Here is an 18,727-nt window from a genome sequence, read left to right on the forward strand (position 1 = left end):
CCTACCGTGTCGGCCCGGCGCTTTCGGCACCCGGTACCGGCCCCGGCGGGCCGCACGGGGGCTTACTGTACACGGCCCGGTTGGATCATGCACATCGCCTTCCGGTAGTGGCGCAGGTGTCTGTCGAAGAGACAGACGCACCCCTGCTCACCCAGGTCAAGACGGGTCCCGCATTCCTGGGGGAGGTGTCGGCGAGGGGGTGCGGGTGGCGTACGCCGACGACTACCGGCAGCATTGGCCGAGTGTCACAACCCTCGCCGCTGAGCGCCGCCCGGCATCGGGCACTCGCACTGCGTGACTCCGGCGACCTCGCCGGGGCGCGCCGTCTGCTGACCGACGTCGTCGAGTCGTATGGTCCCGGGTACGGGGCGGATCACCCCGACCTGCTCGGCACCGGCCGGTTGTTGGCTCAGCTGCACCGGGAGGCGGACGACCCGATGGCGGCCCGGCGGGTCCTGGAGGAGGCGTGGGCGGCCGGTGAGCGGCGGTGGAGTCCGGCGGAGCCGTTGATGCTGGCGATCTCGTTCGAGCTTGCCTCGGTCGCCGAGGAGCTGGGCAACCGGCACGAGGCACGCCGGAACTACACCAGGGTGGTCGAGCACGGGCCGGACGTCCTCGGCCCGGACCACCCGACGGTCCAGGCCGCCCGACGGTACCTGGGCCTTCCCGGCTCGCCGTCTCCCACCGGCAGCCAGGTTCCGCCTGCCGCCACATCGGGGTACGCCGAGCCGTCGGTGACGCCGCCCTCGCCGCCCCTGCTCCCGCCATCCGTACCGGGCGGGGTCCAGGCTCCGTCGACCCCACCCCACCAGCCGCCGGGTTCGGCTGGCTCGTCATCGACTCCGCCTCCGCAGATGCCCGGCGACGCGCTCGCGGTGTCGCCGTGGGCGCCGTCTCCGACGTTGGGGGCGGGTACGGGGGCGGGGCAGACCTTCTCCCCCGGGCCGCCGGGTCCGGTGTCGGCGGCCGACGTCGGACAGGGGCGTCCCGCGCCGATTCCGGTGCCACGCCGGGTGCTGCCCCATCAGCCCACTCCCCCCACGCCGACAGGGCAACCCGCGCCGTTGCTTCCCGCTGCGGCGACGGAGCCACCCACGTCGGTGGTCCCGACTCCACCGACGGGGCCGCCCGCGCCGGTGGTGCCGACTCCGCCGATGCGACCGCCCGCGCCGGTGGTCTCGTCCGGGACGTCGGGGCCGCCCGTCCCGGCGCAGCCGCCCACGCCCACGCCGGTGTCGACGGAGCCACCGACGCCGGTGGTGCCTTCGAATGTTCCCGGCCGGGACGCGCCGCCGGTCCGCCCGCCGGACCAGTTTCCGGGGTACGGGCCGGAGTCGGCGTACCCGTCGCTCGGGACGGAGCCGGTGGACGAGCCGACCGTGCACGTCCGGCAGATCGACTCGCTGCGGTGGGACGAGCCGGTGCGGGAGAGTGTGTCCGGTCCGCCGTCCGGGATTCCTGCCGGACCCGACGCCCGCCTACCCGGTGCCCGACCAACCGACCCCGGCCCCACCTGTGCACCACCGGCCGACCTCGGTCCCGCCGCTGCCCCACCGTCCGGCCCGAGCCCCACCGACGCCCTTCCGGCCGACCCCGGCTTCGCCGGCACCTCACCTGCGGACCCACGATCCGCCGGCACCTCATCTGCGCTCTTCCGCACCGATGTCCCACCTGCGGCGACCCGACCGGGCGATGCCCCACCGGCTGCTCCCCGCCCCACCGGTGTCCTACCTGCGGTTCCCCGATCCGGTGAGGTCCCACCGGCGGCACCCCGGGTGACCGGATCCCCGGCGGGCGGGATGGGGCGACGGGGGTGGACGGCGGTGGTGGTCGCCGGGGTGGTGGTGGCGGTCGCCATGGTGGGTGGGGTGGCCGGGGTGGTGCTGATCGGCGGGGATTCCGGGTCGCGGCCGGGCGGAGGCTCCGCTCCCCCGGCTGTTGATCCGACGCCCAGCAGCGCGCCCCCGGAGGACCTGGAGCTGCGTGACGACGCGACCACCATCACGATCACCTGGTCGGATCCGACGGGCGGCACGGTGCCGTTCATGGTGGCCGGGGGTCGGGCCGGGCGGGCGTTGGGGGTGATGGCCACTGTCGCCCCGGGTGAGACCACCTACACCCTGAACGGGTTGAACTCGCGGCTCGACTACTGCTTCACGGTGCTGGCCGTCTACTCGACCGACGTGTTCGCCACCTCCGGTCAGGTGTGCACGGATCGGGGGCGGGCAACCCCGAGCCGCTGACGCCGCGACGAGATCGAAGCCGGTCTGGTCCGTGCCACAGGCGGCGGGCGGGCACCCCGAGCCGCTGATGCGGTGACGAGGTTCGTCTGTGGTGTGCACGCTGGGTATGACCGATGCTGACGGTGCGGGTTCCGCCGTCCTCTGAGGACCCATATGATGTCACCCGGCTCCGGGCTGGTCCGGCCGCTGTCACAGGGCCTACCTGCCGTGACCGACGAGACGGGGAGGCACCCGGCTGTGGCCACTATCGAGGATGCCGGCGACGGCGGTGCCACGCGTTCCCGGCGGGTCCGTCGGATACCGGGTGGCCTGGTCACCATCGGTACGGTGTCCGCCCTGCTGGCGGCGATGGGGTTGACGGTCCTCGGGCTCGGGGCGGCCGACAATGCTGCGGCGAACTACGACGCCTCGTCCTGGTTGTGGAGTTCGGCGCGCAGTGAGATGGCCCGGGTCAACGGGGTGACCGCGCGGGTGGACACCCGGGTGGAGATCCCGGGGGCGCGGCGGCATTCGATGCAGGTGGTGCAGACCGACAAGCAGCTCATTCTGCGGGATCTGGACACCGGTCAGGTGAGTTCGTTGAACCTGGCCACGTTGCAGATCATGGCGACGACGCGGACGACGCCGGGGCTCGGGGTGAGTGTGGCGTTGGACGGGGACGCGGCGTTCGTGGTGGACGCGGTGCAGGGGGTGGTGCGTCAGCTCGATCCTCGGTCGTTGGTGCCGGTGGGTGAGCCGGTGCGGTATCCGCCGGGGATCACCGGTGGGGTGTTCGACGGGGCGGGGCGGTTGTGGGTGGGGGTGCCGAGTGAGGGGACGGTGTCGGCGGTCACGGCGGCGGATCTGCCGGAGAGTCCGGGGCCGTCGGGGGCGGGGTTGAGTCCGAAACAGGTCGCGACGTACGACGTGGCGGACGGCCACCACGAGTTGGTGTTGTCGACGTTGGACGACGGGGTGGCGGTGTTGGACCGGACCCGTGGTGACCTGGTGGCGGTCCGGGGCGGGGTGGTGACGCGTACGCCGTTGGGGTTGACCGGGGTGGGCCATCTGCCGCCTCGGACGACCGGGGCGCGGATCCCGGTGACGGTGCCCGGGGAGCGGCAGGTCCACGTGGTCGACGGTGAGCGGGTGCGGACGTTCACCGTTCCGGGCCGGGGTGACCGGCTGAGTCCGACTGTGGCGTGGGCGGACCGGTTCTACACGGCCGACGAGGCGACCCGGACGATCTATTCGTTCGACGCGTCGGGGCAGGTGGTCGACACCATCCGGGGTGGTAAGGGGTTGGCCGGGCCGTTGGAGTTGGAGGTCCGGGAGAACCACCTGTTCATCAACGCCCCGCAGTCGGCGCGGGCCCGGGTGGTCAACGACCGGCACGAGGTCCGTGACGTCGACAAGTACGCCAGTGACGTGCTGGGCGCGGATCCGCCGCAGGAGCCTCCGCCGCCGCCTCCCCCGCCGCCGAAGCCGAAGGTGAGTGCGCCGGGGCCGCCGCGTGACGTCACGGCTGCCGCCGGGGACGGTCGGGCGCGGGTGACGTGGCGTCCGGCTGCCGCCAACGGGGCGCAGATCATGCGGTACGTGGTGGAGGGCGCCGGTCAGCGTCAGGAGGTGGGTGCGAATCAGCGGGCGGTGGAGGTCACCGGGCTGACGAACGGGGAGGAGTACCGGTTCTCGGTGCACGCGGTGAACGCGAAGGGTGAGGGTCCGGCTCGCCGTACCAACCCTGTCACCCCGACCGCCGACGTGCCGGACGCGCCGGAGAGCGTGACGGCGTCGGAACGCCCGGACGGGACGGTGGTGGTGACGTGGCCGGAGGCGGACGGGCAGGGCAACACCGTCGCCCGGTATGCGGTGACTGCCACGTCGGCGGGGGCGAACGCGCCGGTGGGTGAGGCGACGGGGACCGAGCTCGTGGTGCGGGCTGGTGAGTTGGAGTACGGCACCCAGTACGCGTTCACGGTGGTGGCGGTGACGCAGGCGGGTGCGGGGTCGACGGCGTCGCCGGTGAGTAACACTGTGGTGCCGTTCGCCGTTCCGGGCGCGCCGGGTGACCTGTCGGCGGCGACGGTGGCGGATCGACCGGGCACCGTGTCGGTGCGCTGGTCGGAGGCGGTGGCGAACGGTCGGCCGGTGACCGCGTACAGGGTGGAGGTGGGGGGTCGTCGCAGTGAGGTGACAGACACCCGGGCGACTGTGGAGGGGCTCGGTGACGGGCAGGACGTGACGGTGTCGGTGACGGCTGTCAACGAGGCCGGGGAGGGTCCGGCGGTGACCGGTTCGGCCCGGACGGTGGCTGCCCCCCGGGTGACGGTGACGGGGGCGTCGGCGACTGCGACCTCGGTGACGGTGTCGGTGACGGTGGACGCCGGTGGTGGGGAGGCGACGTGTTCGGTGGGTACGCCTGGTGAGCCGACGGTGTCGGGGTCGTGTTCCCGGTTGACGGTGCCGAACTTGGCCCCGGGTACGGCGTACCCGTTGACGGTGACGGCGAGGAACGCGGCCGGTGAGGGTACGGCGACCCGTCGGGTGTCCACGGAGGCGATGTTCGGGGTGGCGACCTGTGTGAACGGTGCCTCGGGTGACGAGGCGACCTACTGCGATCGGGATCGGGACGGGCGTAACGGCAACGAGATCTTCTCGGTGCCCCGGCAGGACAACGACAGGCAGGTGGGCTGGGCGAAGCCCGGTCGGCGGCTGGAGGCGTACTGCAAGCGTCGGGGCGAGGAGGTCTACGCCTACATCTACAACGACGAGAAGCGCAGCACCTGGTGGGTGCAGGTCGAGTTCGAGGGGAAGAACTACATCCCGTGGGCCTGGCTGAACCTTGAGGGCGGCGACGAGATCACCAGTTTGCCGACCTGCTGACCGACCATCCGAGGAGCCGGACCCCACAGTGAACGCGATCGAGCCGCTCGGCCAGCAGGAGGTGCAGGGCTTCGCCGCCCTGGCCGCCCGGTTGGCGGAGAACATCAACTCGGTGGTGCTGGGCAAGCCACAGGTGGTCCGGCTGGCCCTGACCGCGCTCTTCGCCCAGGGCCACGTCCTGTTGGAGGACGTTCCCGGGGTCGGGAAGACGACTCTCGCCCGGGCGGTGGCCGCCACGGTGCAGGGTCAGTGGCGGCGGATCCAGTTCACCCCCGACCTGCTCCCCTCGGACGTGGTGGGGGTGACCATCTTCAACCAGGCGACGCGGGGGTTCGAGTTCCATCCGGGTCCGGTGTTCGCCAACATCGTCATCGCCGACGAGATCAACAGGGCGTCACCGAAGACCCAGTCGGCGCTGCTGGAGGTGATGGAGGAGCGGACGGTCACCGTGGACGGGATCCGTCATCCGGTGCCGCAGCCGTTCCTGGTGGTCGCCACCCAGAATCCGGTGGAGATGGACGGCACGTACCGGCTGCCGGAGGCGCAGCTGGACCGGTTCCTGGTCAAGTTGTCGGTGGGTTACCCGGATGAGGCGGTGGAGGTGGAGGTGCTGCGGGGGGCGACGGTCCGCTCCCCGGAGGCGTTGACCGCGCTGACCGACACGGCCACCGTCGGGGAGATGGTCCGGATGGCCCGCCGGGTGCACATCGCCGAACCCCTCTACGGGTACGCGGTGCGGCTGGCCGCGGCGACCCGCACCCACCAGCACGTCCGGGTGGGGGTGAGCCCTCGCGGGGTGATCGCGTTGACCCGGGCGGCGTGTGCGTACGCGCTGATCGACGGTCGGGGTTGGATCATGCCGGAGGACCTGAAGGCCCTCGTGGAGCCGGTCTTCGCCCATCGGCTGCTGCTCACCCCGGAGGCGCAGGTACGCGGGGTCAGCCCGGCGGAGGTGCTGCGTCAGGCGTTGGCCTCGGTGCCGGTGCCCCTGCCGTCGGGGCAGTCCGCCTCGGCGACCGGCTGACCGGCGGCGTGGGCGTCACCGCCCGGGGTGCCGGGCTGCTCGCCGTCGGTGTCGGGTTCCTCGCGGCCGGGTTCTGGTTCGGGTACCCGGAGTTGACGGTGCTCGGTGCGGTCGCCGCCCTGGCGGTCGGGTACGCGCTGGTCACCGCCGTGTGGCGGCCCCGGTTGGCGGTGTCGCGGCGGGCCGACCCGGACCGGGTGGCCCGGGGGGACCCGGCCACGATGGTCCTGACTGTCCGCAACGCCGGTCGGCTCCGTTCGACGAGTCTCGTCGCGCAGGACCGGTGTGGGGGTCGGACGGTCGCGGTGCCGCTGCTGCGGCTGCGGCCGGGCCGGGACACGCAGGTGCGCTACGACGTGCCGACGCTGCGTCGTGGGGTGGTGCCGGTCGGCCCGTTGCGGGTGACCCGGCGGGATCCGCTGGGCCTCGTGGAGTTGGCCCGCCCGTACGGGAGGACGGTGCCGGTCTGGGTGCATCCCCGGATCCACCGGTTGACGGCGACGCCGACGGGGGTGGGGCGGAGCCTGGACGGCCGGGTCGACGCCGTACCGCACGGGTCGATCACCTTCGACTCGTTGCGGGAGTACGTGGTCGGCGACGAGCTGCGTCGGGTGCACTGGCGTACCAGCGCCCGGGTCGGTGAGCTGATGGTGCGGGAGAACGTGGACACCAGTCTGCCGCGCCTCGTCGTGGTGGTGGACAACCGGGAGGCGGCCCACCCGGGGGTGGTCGACGGGGTCGTGGAGTCGTTCGAGTCGGTCTGCGAGGCGGCCGCCTCGGTGGTCAGCGCGGCGTTCCACGCCGACCTGCCTGTCACCCTGCTGTTGGTGGCTCCGCAGGCCAGCGGCCTGCCCGACCCGTCGCCGGACGCCGGGACCGACCCCTCCGGCAGCGACGGAACCGACCCGTCCGGCACCGGCAGGGCCGACCCGTCCGACACCGGCGGCAGCGGCAGCGGCAGCGGCCAGGGTGTCGCTGCGAGCGGTCCGCTGGACCGGCTGGCTGCGGTGCGGTTGGACGGTGGGGACGGCGCGGCGGCGTTGCGGGCGGCGACGGCCCGGCTGCGCGCGGACCGGCTCGGTGACACGTTGGTGTTCCTCACCGGCCCCGGCGCCCACGGTGACCTGCCCCTGGTCGGGGGGCTGCGCGGCGGGTACCCGTCGGTGGTGGTCGGAGTGTTCGGCGCTGCGGGTCCCCTCACCACCGCCGCGACCGGTCCGGCGGTCGTCGAGGCGGCCGACGGTGCCGCGTTCGCCGCCGAGTGGGACCGGATCCGCCGGTGGTGACCGCCGGGCGGGTCGGGCGGGTGGCCCGTCCCGCCGTCCTGGCCGTGGTGCTCGCGGTCCTGGTCGCCCTCGCCGGGGTGGTCCTGGGCCGGGTGTACGCCGGTGACCAGCTGACCTGGTTGGTCGGCGGGGCGGGGGCCGGGGCGGTGCTGGTCAGTCTCGCCGCCCGTCGGCTGCGGTCCTGGTTGGTGGCCCCGCTGTCGGTGCTCGCCCTGGCCGGGTACGCGCTCTGGTCGCTGCGGCTGACCGCCCGGTCGGCCGACCTGCCCGGTGGGTTGGCCGAGATCGCCGTCGACGCGGCGGGTAACGCCGTCCCCCGGCTGTTGACCGCGATGATCCCGGTGGAGCCGACCCCGGACACCGTCCTGGTGCCGTTGGTCGCCGCCTGGCTCGCCGGGTTGACCGGGGCGGAGGTGGCGTTACGGGCCGGTCGGGTCCTGCTCGGGTACCTGCCCTGTGTGGCGCTGTTCGTGGGGGCGCTGTACGTGGTGGGGCCGAACGCGGACCCGGCGATCTGGCCGACTGTGGCGTTCGCGGCGGTGGCCGCGCTGGGCCTGGCCGTGCCCGGGGGTCGACCACCGGTGCGGCCTGTCACTCCGGTCGCCGACCTGCCCGCCCCCGCGCGTACGGCGGTGCGGGTCCGCCTCGCCGCCACGTCCGCGGCCGGGGTGGTCGTGGTGGTGGCCGCCGCCGCGCTGATCGGCCCGGCGGTCGCCGCCCTCGTCGACAGGCGACCTGTGGATCCCCGTCGGTACGTCGAGCCACCGCAGGTGGAGTCCCTCGACGAGAATCCGTTGATCCGGATCTCCGGGTGGGCGTTGAACCCGCAGCAGCAGCTCCTGGAGGTCACCACCCTCGGTGGCGACGCCGGGGTGGCCCCGCCTCGGATCCGGCTCGCCGTGCTCAGTGACTACGACGGGGTGACCTGGCGGGTGGGGGCGACGTACCGCAACGCGGGCCGGATCCTCCCGGCCACCGAGGCGGCGACGTACAGCTCGGTCGACGAGGTGCGGCAGGAGATCACCGTCGCCGACCTCACCGGGCGTCTCCTGCCCGCCGTGGCCACCCCTCGGGAGGTGACCGGGGCGCGGGTGGCGTACGACGCGACGACCGGGACCTTGATCCACCCGGAGGGGTTGACGTCGGGTCTGCGGTACGCGGTGACGTCGGCCCGGGAGCGTCCCGACACGAACCTCCTGCCGACGGTGAACGTCCCGGCAGGTGAGGAGGTCGCCCGGGTGGTGCAGGTCGCCGACGGGGTGCCCGACTCGTTGCGTCGCCTCGCCGGGCAGCTCGCCGAGGAGAACGGTGCCCCCTACTCGCGGGCGGGGGCGATCGAGCAGTTCCTCGCCGAGCACTACCGGGTGGTGGCCGACGCGCCGAGCGGGCACGCGTACCCGAATCTGGAGTTCTTCCTGTTCGGACCGCGTAACGCGGGCGGGCAGCGGGGGACCTCCGAGCAGTTCGCGGCGGCGTTCGCGGTGCTGGGTCGGTTGTCGGGGTTACCGACCCGGGTGGTGGTGGGGTTCCGGCCCGGCGCTGACGGTCCGGTCCGGGCGGCCGACGCCGTCGCGTGGCCGGAGGTCCTGTTCGACGGGTTGGGGTGGGTGGCGTTCGACCCGCTCCCCCGCCCGGACGAGGACCCGCGTCCGGTGGAGGAGGACTTCCGTCCCCGGCCGGAGGAGACCCCGCCGCCGGACGTTGCGGAGGAAACCCCGGAGCCGACCGACTCCCCGGAGCCGGTCGCTGCCCCGCAGTCGCCGGACGGGTCGGCGGGGGTGCCGGTGGCGGTGCTGGTCGTGGGCGTCGTCGGCGGGGTCCTGGTGCTGGTGGTGGGGGTGCTGGTGACCCTGGCGGGGTTGCGTCGGGCGCGGAGCCGGTCCCGGTTGGGGGTCGACGACCCGTCCCGGCGGATAGCGGGCGCCTGGCGGGAGGTGACCGACGCGTTGCGGCTGGCCGGGCATCCGGTCGGCGGTGACCTGGCCGCGACGGAGGTGGCGGCCCGAGCCCGGGAGGTCCTGCGCGCTGCCGCCCCGCCCACCTCCGGGAAGGCGGCGGACCCGGTGGTGGGTGACGGCGTGGCCGAGCTGGCGGAGCTGCTCAACCAGGTGGCGTTCGCCCCGGGCACCGCCACCCCCGCCCAGGCCGAACGGGCGGTCACGGCGGCCCGCCGGTACGTCACGGGGCTGAAGGGGCTGCGCCCGTGGTGGCGTCGGCTGCTCTGGACGGTCCACCCCGGCCCGCTGCGGTGGCGTCCCTGACCGACCTCCTGGGAGTGGGCTGCCCCGGCCCGCTGCGGTGGCGTCGCTGACCGGCCCACCGGTGTCCCGGCCCGCTGCGGTGGCGTCTCTGGTCGGCCCCCGGGTGTACGGTGCCCCGGTCCGGTCAGCGGGGGGCGGTGTCGTCCCGGGTGTCGGTGCCGTGTCGGAGGCCGGCGACGAGGGTGTCGACGAGGAACCGGTAGCTGCGGTCGACGTCGCGGGGCAGGCCGAAGCCACCGGCGGCCTCGATCGTGACGAACCCGTGCAGGGCCGATCGCAGGGCACGGGCGGCGTCGACGGCGTTCGGGTCGGGGAGGTCGAGGCCCGCGAGGACGTCGAACAGGATGTGCACGACGTCGTCGCTGACCCGGCGGTACTCCTCGTCCGCGCCGTCGGCGGCGGGTGCGCGCAGCGTCGCGGCGTACCGGCCGGGGTGGTCGGTGGCCCAGCGGCGGTAGGCGTCGGCGATCGCGCGGACGGCGTCGGGGCCGGATCGGCCGACGGCGTCCCGGGACATCGCCTCGCCGAACTCGCGCAGGGCCTGGACGCCGATGCCGCGGCGCAGGGCGTCCAGGGATTCGACGTGCTTGTAGAGCGACGGGGTCCGGACGCCGACCCGTTCTGCGAGGAGGGCCATCGTCAGGTGGGGCAGGCCGACCTCGTCGGCGAGTTCCGCCCCGGCGGCGATCACGGCGGGTAGGGCGAGGCCGGCTCTAGGCATGGGCGTGGGTCCGGAGGAACGTGAGCATCAGGGCCACCGTTTCGGCGGGGTACTGGACGTGCGGGTAGTGGCCCGCGCCGTCGATCATCTCAAGTCGGGCCAGGCCGGTCGGCATCGCGGCGACGATCGCCTCGCCCTCGGCCCGGGGGTCGACCCAGTCCGGGTCGAGGGACCCCTCGATGATCAGGGCCGGGCAGCGTACGTCGGCCAGGTGTGCTCCGGCGTCGGTGGGTGCCGACCGGAGCATGCTCTGCAGGGCCTGCATCCGGCCGGGCTCGCGGAGCATGGCGTCGATTCCGGCGAGGTGGGCGGCCCAGTCGGCGGGTTTCGTCCCGGGGTAGGCGACGTCGAGGTACCGCTGCCAGGACGAGCGGCTGCCCAGCAGGGTGCCGACCAGTCGGAGGGCGCCTCGGCGGTAGGGGCCGTGTCGGAGGTCTCCCAGCCGCATCGACTGGGTGCGGGTGAAGGGTGCCAGTTCGATGATGCCGGTGATCAGGTCGGGTGCCTGGGCGGCGGCGATGGTGGCGGCACCGCCGGAGATCGAGTGGCCGACCAGCACGGCCGGGCCGCCGAGGTGGCGGATGAGGGCGATCAGGTCACCGGCGATGGCGGTACGGCTGTAGGAGGGCCAGCCGACGCTGGACTCCCCGGATCCGCGCAGGTCGACGGTGGCGACCCGGTATCCGGCGGCCACCAGGTGCGGGGTGACGAACCGGTACGCGTCGCGTCCGTTTCCGACGCCGGGGGCGAGGACCACCAGGGGTCCTTCGCCGGTCACGTCGTAGGCGATCGTTCCGTCTGCCAGGGTCAGCAGCTCGGTCATGGTTCGCACCCCCATCAGAAGCTAAGTTGGTTAGCTGAAACGCTAACGTCATTAGCCAATGGTGGCAAGTGTGCCGGGTCGCACGATCCAGGAGACAGGTCAGCCCTTGTGCCGAGGGACCAGCCGGTGCACCACGGCGAGCATCAGGGCCGCCACCACACCCATCGCCCCCGCGATACCGGCCGCGCTGCCCGCGTAACCGGCGAACAGTGGTCGTCGGGTGAGCTGGTCGGGGGCGACCCGGGGCAGGTCGACCAGCCAGGCCAGCGCCACCGCCGACACGCAGATCGCCACCACCCCCGCCCCGCCCAGCACGAGGGCGGCCACCCGGTGCGCGTCGGCGGTGCTGATCTTCGCGTCCTCCCGCTGGGTGAGCAGCAGGACCAGCCCGGCCAGCGCCGCCCACACCCCCACCACCAGGTACGCGGCCACAGCGTCACTGGGCCGGTGCCAGCTGGCCGACAGGGTGGCCACCCCGGCGATCGCGGCGTACCCGGCAGCCAGGACCGTCCCGAGCACCCGCACCTTCGGGGGCAGGACCAGCATCAGCGCCACCGCCACCGAGGCGGCCACCGTGGTGTGCCCGCTGGGCAGGCTGTTGCCGACGAAGGCCCGCTCCGGGTCGACGCCGAAGTCCGGCCGGTCCATCCCGTACTTGAGGATCTGGGTGGTGATGTTGGCCCCGCCGATGAGCAGAGTGGCGGTGATGGCCAGCGCGACCCGACCCCGGATCAGGGCGATGAACCCGATGAAGGCGGTCGCGGCGAGCAGTGACACCACCGACATCGCATTGAGGATCTTGTTGACCGGGCCGGTGATCTGGTCACGGCCGATCTGGTTGCCGGTCAGCGCCACGGTGTCGAGCCACTGCCCGAGGGGGGTGTGCACGGCGAGTCGCCACAGGACGACGAAGGCTCCCATCTGGGCCAGGGCCAGTACGACCAACCAGACTGCGGTCCAACCCCTTGCCGTCGCTCGCACCCGCAAACCCTAGCCGCCCGACACGGCACGTCCGCCGGTGGCCCACCGAAGCCTCCGACGTTTAGGTTGGAGTGCGGACGTGAGGGGATGACGTGACCGGAAGCACAGGAGCGCAGCGACCGGAGTCACTCGGCGATCTGCTCGGTGGTCGACGCGGGGCCGTCGACGCGACGATCCCCCCGGTGGCGTTCGCGGTCGGCTGGTTCGTCGGCGGCGACTCGCTCTGGGGTGGGGTGTGGGCGGCGGTGCTGGCCGGACTCACCCTGGCGGGCTGGCGACTGCGACGGGGGGACCGACCCCGCTCGGTGCTCATCGGGCTGCTCGCCGTCTGCGTGGCCGCCCTGATCGCGTTGCGGACCGGACGGGCCGCCGACTTCTTCCTGCTGCAACTGCTGTCCAACGCGGCCAGCACCCTCGCCTGGGTCATCAGCATCGTGGTGCGGTGGCCCCTGCTCGGAGTGGTGGTCGCGGCGGCGCTCGGCCAGCGGGGGCGGTGGCGGCGGGACCCGGCGCTGGTCCGCGCCTACAGCCGGGGCAGCTGGGTGTGGGCGGCCACCTACGTGGTCCGGCTGGCGGTCTTCGTTCCGCTGTGGCTCTCCGGTGAGGTGGTCGCCCTCGTCGTGGCCCGGGTCGCGTTGACCTGGCCGCTGGTGGCCACCGCCATCGCGGTGAGCTGGGTGGTGATCCGCCGGTCGCTGCCGCCCGGCCACCCGGGGCTGCGCCATCCGGTCGACCCCGATCAGGAATCCACCCCGCAGGCCGCGCCGGACTCACCGGCCGATCCGGACTCACCCGCCCCGCCTGTCGGTCCAGGCGACCCTGTCGATCCGAACACGCCTGTCGACCCGAGAAGATGATGGAGAGGCCGCCACGGGGGGAGCGGCCTCTCCGGTGACGTACGTTACTCCGTCATTCGCCGTCGCGTTATCCCTCGCGCCCGTCTTTTCCGGTATGTGCACAGGAAAACGCCGTACGGCTGCGGTGTGGTGGGCCGGCCGATCCGCTGCGTTGGCCGGACGACCGGCCCACCACGGCCTGATCGTGGGAATCAGGCCCGTCGCCGACCGGGAGTCGTCCATCCCCGGATCCGGTCGGCTCCTCCGGGCGGACGTACCAGACGTCCACCCGGAGGACAGGGGTCACCCGTTCGGGAACAGCTTTCCGTAGTCGGCGTACGCCATGGCGACGTCGGCCTGAGCCCAGAACCGGTGGTAGTTGAAGACGGGCTCGGGTCCACCGTCGAGGTAGGCCTGGACCTTCGGCCAGTCGGGGTCGTTCTTGTAGAAGGAACGGATGTCGACGAAGCTCTTGCCCGCGGCGATCTGGTCCCCGTTGGGCATCTGACCCGTCCAACCCGGCGGGATGTACAGGCCCTGCCCGGTGGAGGCGTCGTAGGTGTCGTCGAAGCGGCGGTAGTCACCGCGCGTCTCCGGGGTGGAGACACCCTTGGCGTCGCTGGCCGCGTGCAGGGCGTCCAGCAGCCCCTTGGCGGTGGTCTTCGCCGCGGTGTTGCCGGACTTGGCCGCGTACGCGATCAGGGTCCGGGCGTAGGCGGCGGCGATGCCGACGTCCTGCCCGGTGGAGATGACCTCGACCCGCAGGTTGGGGTTGGTGTGCGGGTAGCCGGCCCAGGTGGTGGGCTGACCGGTCCACTTGAGGTCGGCCGGGATCGACCAGTTCGACCCCACCCTGGTGTTCGCGATCGCCCACGGCACCCACTTGTCCAGCAGCGCCTTGGCCCTGGTGTTGCCGGTCTGCAGGTACAGCTCGGCGATCCGCTGCATGGACCAGGCCTGCATGCCGAACCACTGGTTCGACGGCGGGTCGTTGTAGACCGGGTCGACGTCGTAGAACATGCCGTGGAAGGTGGAGGTCCCGGCCGGCGGCTGGCCGTAGTGCCCGCCCCAGCTGTTCGTCGCGCCACCGGCGATGCCGCCGTCGGCGGACTGGAGCCAGGTGTAGAACTCCAGCTGCCGCTCCAGGCTCTTGGTCCAGTCCGCCGCCGCGGTCGGCGACTTCGGCGCCAGCTCCGGGGTGTTGGTCATGGCCCAGGCCGCGAAGGGGTTCTGGTAGCCGAAGTGGTTGTGGCTGGAGCCGATCCGCCACGACCAGTTCTGGTTGGCCTCGTACGCCCCGCCCCACGAGTAGTACCAGGACAGCAGGTAGTGCGCCGAGTCCCGGCCGCTGCCCGCCGGGCAGGTGCTGGCCCCGACGCAGTTGCCGACCTTCTTGAAGTACTTGTCGAACAACGCGTACCGCAGGTAGTCGCCCATCTTGGCGGCCTTGGCCACGGTGGCCGCGATGTCGGCCTGCTTGCCCTGCTCCTTGGCCCAGACCAGGGCCCAGTAGGCGGCCTGGACGGCGCGGGCGTCGGCGTCCGGGGCGTTGGTGTACTTCCACTGCTTGGCCGGGGCGTTGGACTCCTTGATGAACAGGTCCAGGTAGCCGTACTGGCCGCCGTGCTCGAACGTGTCGCAGGCCGGCTGCGGCACGGTCTCCCAGACCGACTCCTGGGTGCCCCGCTGGAAGGTGTTGATGTACGCGGGGCGGGTGGTGCCGTCACCGCAGCGGCCGTAGCCGTAGGTGTTGTCCACGTCCAGCAGCCAGTGCATGCCGTAGATGTTGCCGGTGCCGTAGGTGGACTGCAGTTCGCTGCGCAGCGGGTCCTGCCCGACCGGCACGTTGGGCTGCAGCGTGGACGGGTACTGGCTGGGCAGGTCGTTCTCGGCGGCGTACTGGGGGGTGCCCGGGGCGCCGGCGGTGGGCTGGTCGGCGGTGGAGGGGATGATGTACTTCTCCGTCACCGTCCAGGCGTTGTTGAACGGGGTCCAGTTCTGGGTGACCCGCCCGTAGTTGGCCTCCAGCCACAGCCAGAAGCTGAACGCCTCGGAGGTGGTCTCGTGGCCGTGGTCGGGGGCCTCGACGATCAGGGTCTCGATCGAGTGGTACGGCACCCCTTCGGGGCTGAAGTACCCCGAGTTCTTGATCTTGCCGTACTGGGCCAGGAACCGCTCCACCCAGACGTTGTCCCCGCCGGGCACGTCGTCGTCGATCTCGGTGGCGGTCACCGTCACCGGGGTGTGGCCGGTGGCCGAGGCGGTGATGGTGGCGGTCCCGCCCACGGTGTCGGCGTCCTGCGCCGCGGCGACCGTGACGGTGGCCCCGGTGGACCAGTTCGCCGTGGTCAGGCTCAGCGAGGCGGGTGACACGGTGATGTCGGCGTCGCCGGTACGGGTCAGCGTCACCGGCACGGTCCCCGAGGGGGCGCCGCTGAGCTTGAGGTTGAACGTCGCCGTACCGCCCTCGGCCACGCTGACCGAGGTGGGGGTGGCCACCAGTGCCGGGCCGGTGGCCGGGCGGACGGTGAACGACTTCTCCGACACCGCACTGAGGTTCGTGTTGTCGTACGCCTTGGCCTGCACCGTGTAGTCACCGGCCGGCAGGTTCGCCAGGCTGTACGCGTACGGCGCGGTGGTGTCGGTGTTGACCAGCAGCCCGTTGCGGTAGAACTCGACCTTGCTGATGGTGCCGTCCTCGTCGGCGGCGGTGGCGGTCAGCGGGACCGTCGCCGGTGCGGTGAACGGCCCGGCCGGCACGGTCAGGGCGACGGTGGGCGGCTTCTGCGCGGTGCCGCCGCAGGTGACCCCGTTGACCGAGAACGAGGTGGGCTTCGGGTTGCTGCCGCTGTACGAGCCGTTGAACCCGATGCTGGTGGAGCCACCGGTGGGGATGGCGGCGTTCCACGTCTCGTTGACGGCGGTCACCTCGTTGCCGGTCTGGCTGAACTTCGCCGACCAGCCCTGGGCGACCCGCTGGTTGCCGGGGAAGGCGAACTTCAGCGTCCATCCGTTGATCGCGTCGCCGAGGTTCCTGATGGTGACGTTGGCACTGAAGCCGCTGCCCCAGTCGCTGGTCGTGTAGACGACGTCGCAGGCGGGGGCGGCCTGTGCGGCACCGGCCGGCAGGGTCACCCCGCCGACGGCCAGCACGGCTGCGGCGAGCATCGCCACGCGGCGACGACTTGCCCTGAGTCTCATGTGCGCGGTGTCTCCTCGGGCCAGGCCGGGCGCGAGTCCCGGCTGAGCACCTCCACACGTGTCGTACGCGGGGGGACGGAGGCGCTCGGGTGGGGGTCATCGCCCGGCGGTTGCGCCGGGCTCGGTGGATCACCGGGATCCACCGTGGGGGTGCCGTACCGGTCGGAGACCGGGATGCCCTCGGCGACCCACGCTCGCGTGATACTGGCTCCGCGTCGCAGTAATTCGACAGTCTTGCATGGAAGCGCTCCCACAGCAAGGGAAGACACTCGGATGTTTCAATCTCGTTGAGGGGCTTTCACAAACCCGTGACGAGCGTTACAGTCGCTTTCATCGCCGATGGGAGCGCTTCCATCGACGATGGTACGCACAACGTCGGAAACAGCCCGGGTCGTCCTCGGACGCCCCGGCAGAACAGCCCGAGGGCTGACGGCGGGCCAGCCCGGACACCGCCGCCAGCCGATGACCCACCGACACTGGAGGGAGGTGGAACCCAGCCACTCGCGTGGCCCGGCTCCCGCGCACCACGCACGCAGATCCCACAATCACAAGTGCGTGTGCAGTACCACTGCTGGGGACGGGGGTTGCCCTCCCCCGTCCCCACACTAAACCCCCGTCCTCGACGGGAAAAGAGGCCGACGGGACAGGCGTACGCCACCCGGACGGCCTCGCTCGCTGTAGAAGCGGCGCACCCCGCCGACCTCGCTCGCCCCCGGCGCCCGTTCGCCGGCCGCGTCGACCTCGGCAGATGGCGTCGACCGCTCCACCCCTTCCATCCGGCCGCCGACTGTGGTCCGTCAGGCCGCGTCAGAACGCGGTCCACCGCAGGCAGTTACGCGGACCGGCCGCGCCTACCCTATTCTGGGAGCGCTCCCGGTCGTCGGTGGCAGGCAACCTGCTGTGAGGAGAACGCCCAATGTCGATGCTCACCCGGCGGCGTCTGCTACAACGCGCCGCGTCGTCCCCCGCGCCCACCGGCGCGACCGGCGCCCCCCTCGGCGCCGCTGCGGCAGTGGCCGCCGGCCCCACCACCGCCGCGCCGGCCTCCGACGAGGACCGGGGTCCGAGCGCCGAACCGCAGGTCGCCCTGCGCTTCCCCGCCACCTTCGGCTGGGGCGCGGCGACCTCCGCCTACCAGGTCGAGGGAGGGGCGAAGGAGGACGGCCGAGGTGAGTCCGTCTGGGACACCTTCAGCCGTACGCCCGGCCGGGTCAGCAACGGCGACACCGGCGACGTGGCCGCCGACCACTACCACCGGTGGCCCGCCGACCTGGACCTGATGCGCGACCTCGGCCTCGACAGCTACCGCTTCTCCATCTCCTGGACCCGGATCCAGGCCGACGGCACCGGCACCCCCAACCAGCGCGGTCTGGACTTCTACCGGCGGCTCGCCGACGGCCTGCGCGAACGGGGCATCGCCCCGATGGCCACCCTGTTCCACTGGGACCTCCCGCAGGCCCTCCAGGACAAGGGCGGCTGGGAGTCCCGGGACACCGCCGCCCGCTTCGCCGACTACGCCGACATCGTCTTCCGTGCCCTCGGCGAACGGATCCCGGTCTGGCTGACCGTCAACGAACCCAAGACCGTGGTGCAGAACGGCTACCTACGCGGCCACCACGCCCCCGGCCTGCAGGACCCGGACGCCGCCTACCTGGTCGCCCACCACCTGCACCTCGCCCACGGGCTGGCGGTGCAGGCCTTCCGCGCCACCGGTGAGCCGGGCCGCATCGGACCGGCGCTCAACCTGCACCCCTGCTACGCCGCCGACGACTCCCCCGCCGCCGCCGAGGCCACCCGCCTCTACGACGGGTACGAGAACCGCCTCTACCTCGACCCGATCCTGCGCGGCAGCTACCCCACCGACGTGCTGGCCGACCTCGGACCGACCAGCCGGTTGGCCACCGGCATCCTCGACGGTGACCTCGACGTCATCTCGTCCCCGGTGGACCTGCTCGCGGTGCAGTACTACACCCCGATCTACGTCACCGCCGACGGCGGCACCGAACAGCGCTGGCCCACCTCGGTCGCCGGCTGGCAGCAGATCTACCCGGACGGGTTCTTCGACATCCTGACCCGGGTCACCCGCGACTACGGGCCGATCCCGCTGACCGTGACCGAGAACGGACTGCCCACCCGGGACGTCCTGGCCGCCGACGACACCGTCGACGACAGCACCCGGGTCGAGTTCCTCCGCGACCACCTGGCCGCCGCGCACCGGGCCATCGCCGCCGGGGTGCCGCTGGAGAGCTACCACGTGTGGTCGCTGCTGGACAACTTCGAGTGGGAGGTCGGCTACGACCAGCGCTTCGGCCTGGTCTACGTCGACTACGCCACCCAGCGCCGGATCCTCAAGCGCAGCGCCCACTGGTACCGGAAGGTGATCAGCGACAACGGATTCTGACCCGACCGCTGCCGTCGGCACGCCCACCGGTGGGCCGACGGCAGGTACGGTGGCCGTCGGCTCGGTCCCACCCGGACCGGGCCGA

Annotated in this window: 11 protein-coding genes; 7 read left to right on the forward strand and 4 right to left on the reverse strand. The window is 72.6% G+C overall.

The window, feature by feature from the left end:
- Positions 1–242: 242 nt before the first annotated feature.
- The 5 genes from WHN02_RS22985 to WHN02_RS23005 all read left to right on the forward strand — a co-directional run bounded on the left by WHN02_RS22985 (position 243) and on the right by WHN02_RS23005 (position 9,679).
- The gene (locus WHN02_RS22985) at positions 243–2,243 is read left to right on the forward strand and encodes a hypothetical protein (protein ID WP_434740780.1); all 2,001 of its coding nucleotides are present in this window, start codon (positions 243–245) and stop codon (positions 2,241–2,243) included.
- 237 nt (positions 2,244–2,480) lie between these two features.
- Positions 2,481–5,108 carry a fibronectin type III domain-containing protein gene (locus WHN02_RS22990; RefSeq protein ID WP_434740781.1) on the forward strand — a complete coding sequence of 876 codons (2,628 nt, stop codon included), beginning with the start codon at positions 2,481–2,483 and terminating at the stop codon, positions 5,106–5,108.
- A gap of 28 nt (positions 5,109–5,136) precedes the next feature.
- Positions 5,137–6,132 carry an AAA family ATPase gene (locus WHN02_RS22995; protein ID WP_434740782.1) on the forward strand — a complete coding sequence of 332 codons (996 nt, stop codon included), beginning with the start codon at positions 5,137–5,139 and terminating at the stop codon, positions 6,130–6,132.
- A gap of 8 nt (positions 6,133–6,140) precedes the next feature.
- The gene (locus WHN02_RS23000; RefSeq protein ID WP_434740783.1) at positions 6,141–7,418 is read left to right on the forward strand and encodes a DUF58 domain-containing protein; all 1,278 of its coding nucleotides are present in this window, start codon (positions 6,141–6,143) and stop codon (positions 7,416–7,418) included.
- Positions 7,412–9,679, forward strand: coding sequence for a transglutaminaseTgpA domain-containing protein (locus WHN02_RS23005; protein ID WP_434740784.1), 2,268 nt, complete (start codon positions 7,412–7,414; stop codon positions 9,677–9,679). Before WHN02_RS23000 ends, WHN02_RS23005 begins: the two co-directional genes overlap by 7 nt.
- 124 nt (positions 9,680–9,803) lie before the next feature.
- Here the strand turns inward: WHN02_RS23005 and WHN02_RS23010 are convergent, their stop codons facing one another.
- From WHN02_RS23010 to WHN02_RS23020, 3 genes are all read right to left on the reverse strand, one after another.
- Positions 9,804–10,400 carry a WHG domain-containing protein gene (locus WHN02_RS23010; RefSeq protein WP_434740785.1) on the reverse strand — a complete coding sequence of 199 codons (597 nt, stop codon included), beginning with the start codon at positions 10,398–10,400 and terminating at the stop codon, positions 9,804–9,806.
- Positions 10,393–11,223 (reverse strand): alpha/beta fold hydrolase, encoded by an 831-nt coding sequence (locus tag WHN02_RS23015; protein ID WP_434740786.1) that lies wholly within the window; start codon positions 11,221–11,223, stop codon positions 10,393–10,395. The genes WHN02_RS23010 and WHN02_RS23015 overlap by 8 nt, the downstream gene beginning before the upstream one ends.
- 99 nt (positions 11,224–11,322) lie before the next feature.
- Positions 11,323–12,210 (reverse strand): phosphatase PAP2 family protein, encoded by an 888-nt coding sequence (locus WHN02_RS23020; protein WP_434740787.1) that lies wholly within the window; start codon positions 12,208–12,210, stop codon positions 11,323–11,325.
- Between the two features lie 86 nt (positions 12,211–12,296).
- Here WHN02_RS23020 and WHN02_RS23025 point away from each other — a divergent pair, with 86 nt between their 5' ends.
- Positions 12,297–13,061, forward strand: a complete 765-nt coding sequence (locus WHN02_RS23025) for a DUF3159 domain-containing protein (protein WP_434740788.1) — start codon at positions 12,297–12,299, stop codon at positions 13,059–13,061.
- 282 nt (positions 13,062–13,343) lie between these two features.
- On the opposite strand, the gene WHN02_RS23030 is transcribed toward WHN02_RS23025, so the two are convergent.
- Entirely contained in the window at positions 13,344–16,241 is a 2,898-nt protein-coding gene (locus WHN02_RS23030; RefSeq protein WP_434740789.1) for a glycoside hydrolase family 48 protein, read from the reverse strand.
- Positions 16,242–17,157: 916 nt separating this feature from the next.
- On the opposite strand from WHN02_RS23030, the gene WHN02_RS23035 reads away from it, so the two are divergent.
- Positions 17,158–18,642, forward strand: coding sequence for a GH1 family beta-glucosidase (locus tag WHN02_RS23035; protein WP_434740790.1), 1,485 nt, complete (start codon positions 17,158–17,160; stop codon positions 18,640–18,642).
- Positions 18,643–18,727 lie beyond the last annotated feature (85 nt).

Source organism: Micromonospora sp. SH-82 (assembly GCF_051132485.1).
Lineage (GTDB): Bacteria > Actinomycetota > Actinomycetes > Mycobacteriales > Micromonosporaceae > Micromonospora.

Coding starts and splice junctions, on each gene's coding strand:
- WHN02_RS23010 (WP_434740785.1), bottom strand. CDS start 10,400: ATGCCTAGAGCCGGCCTCGCCCTACCCGCCGTGATCGCCGCCGGGGCG.
- WHN02_RS23015 (WP_434740786.1), bottom strand. CDS start 11,223: ATGACCGAGCTGCTGACCCTGGCAGACGGAACGATCGCCTACGACGTG.
- WHN02_RS23030 (WP_434740789.1), bottom strand. CDS start 16,241: ATGAGACTCAGGGCAAGTCGTCGCCGCGTGGCGATGCTCGCCGCAGCC.
- WHN02_RS23035 (WP_434740790.1), top strand. CDS start 17,158: ATGTCGATGCTCACCCGGCGGCGTCTGCTACAACGCGCCGCGTCGTCC.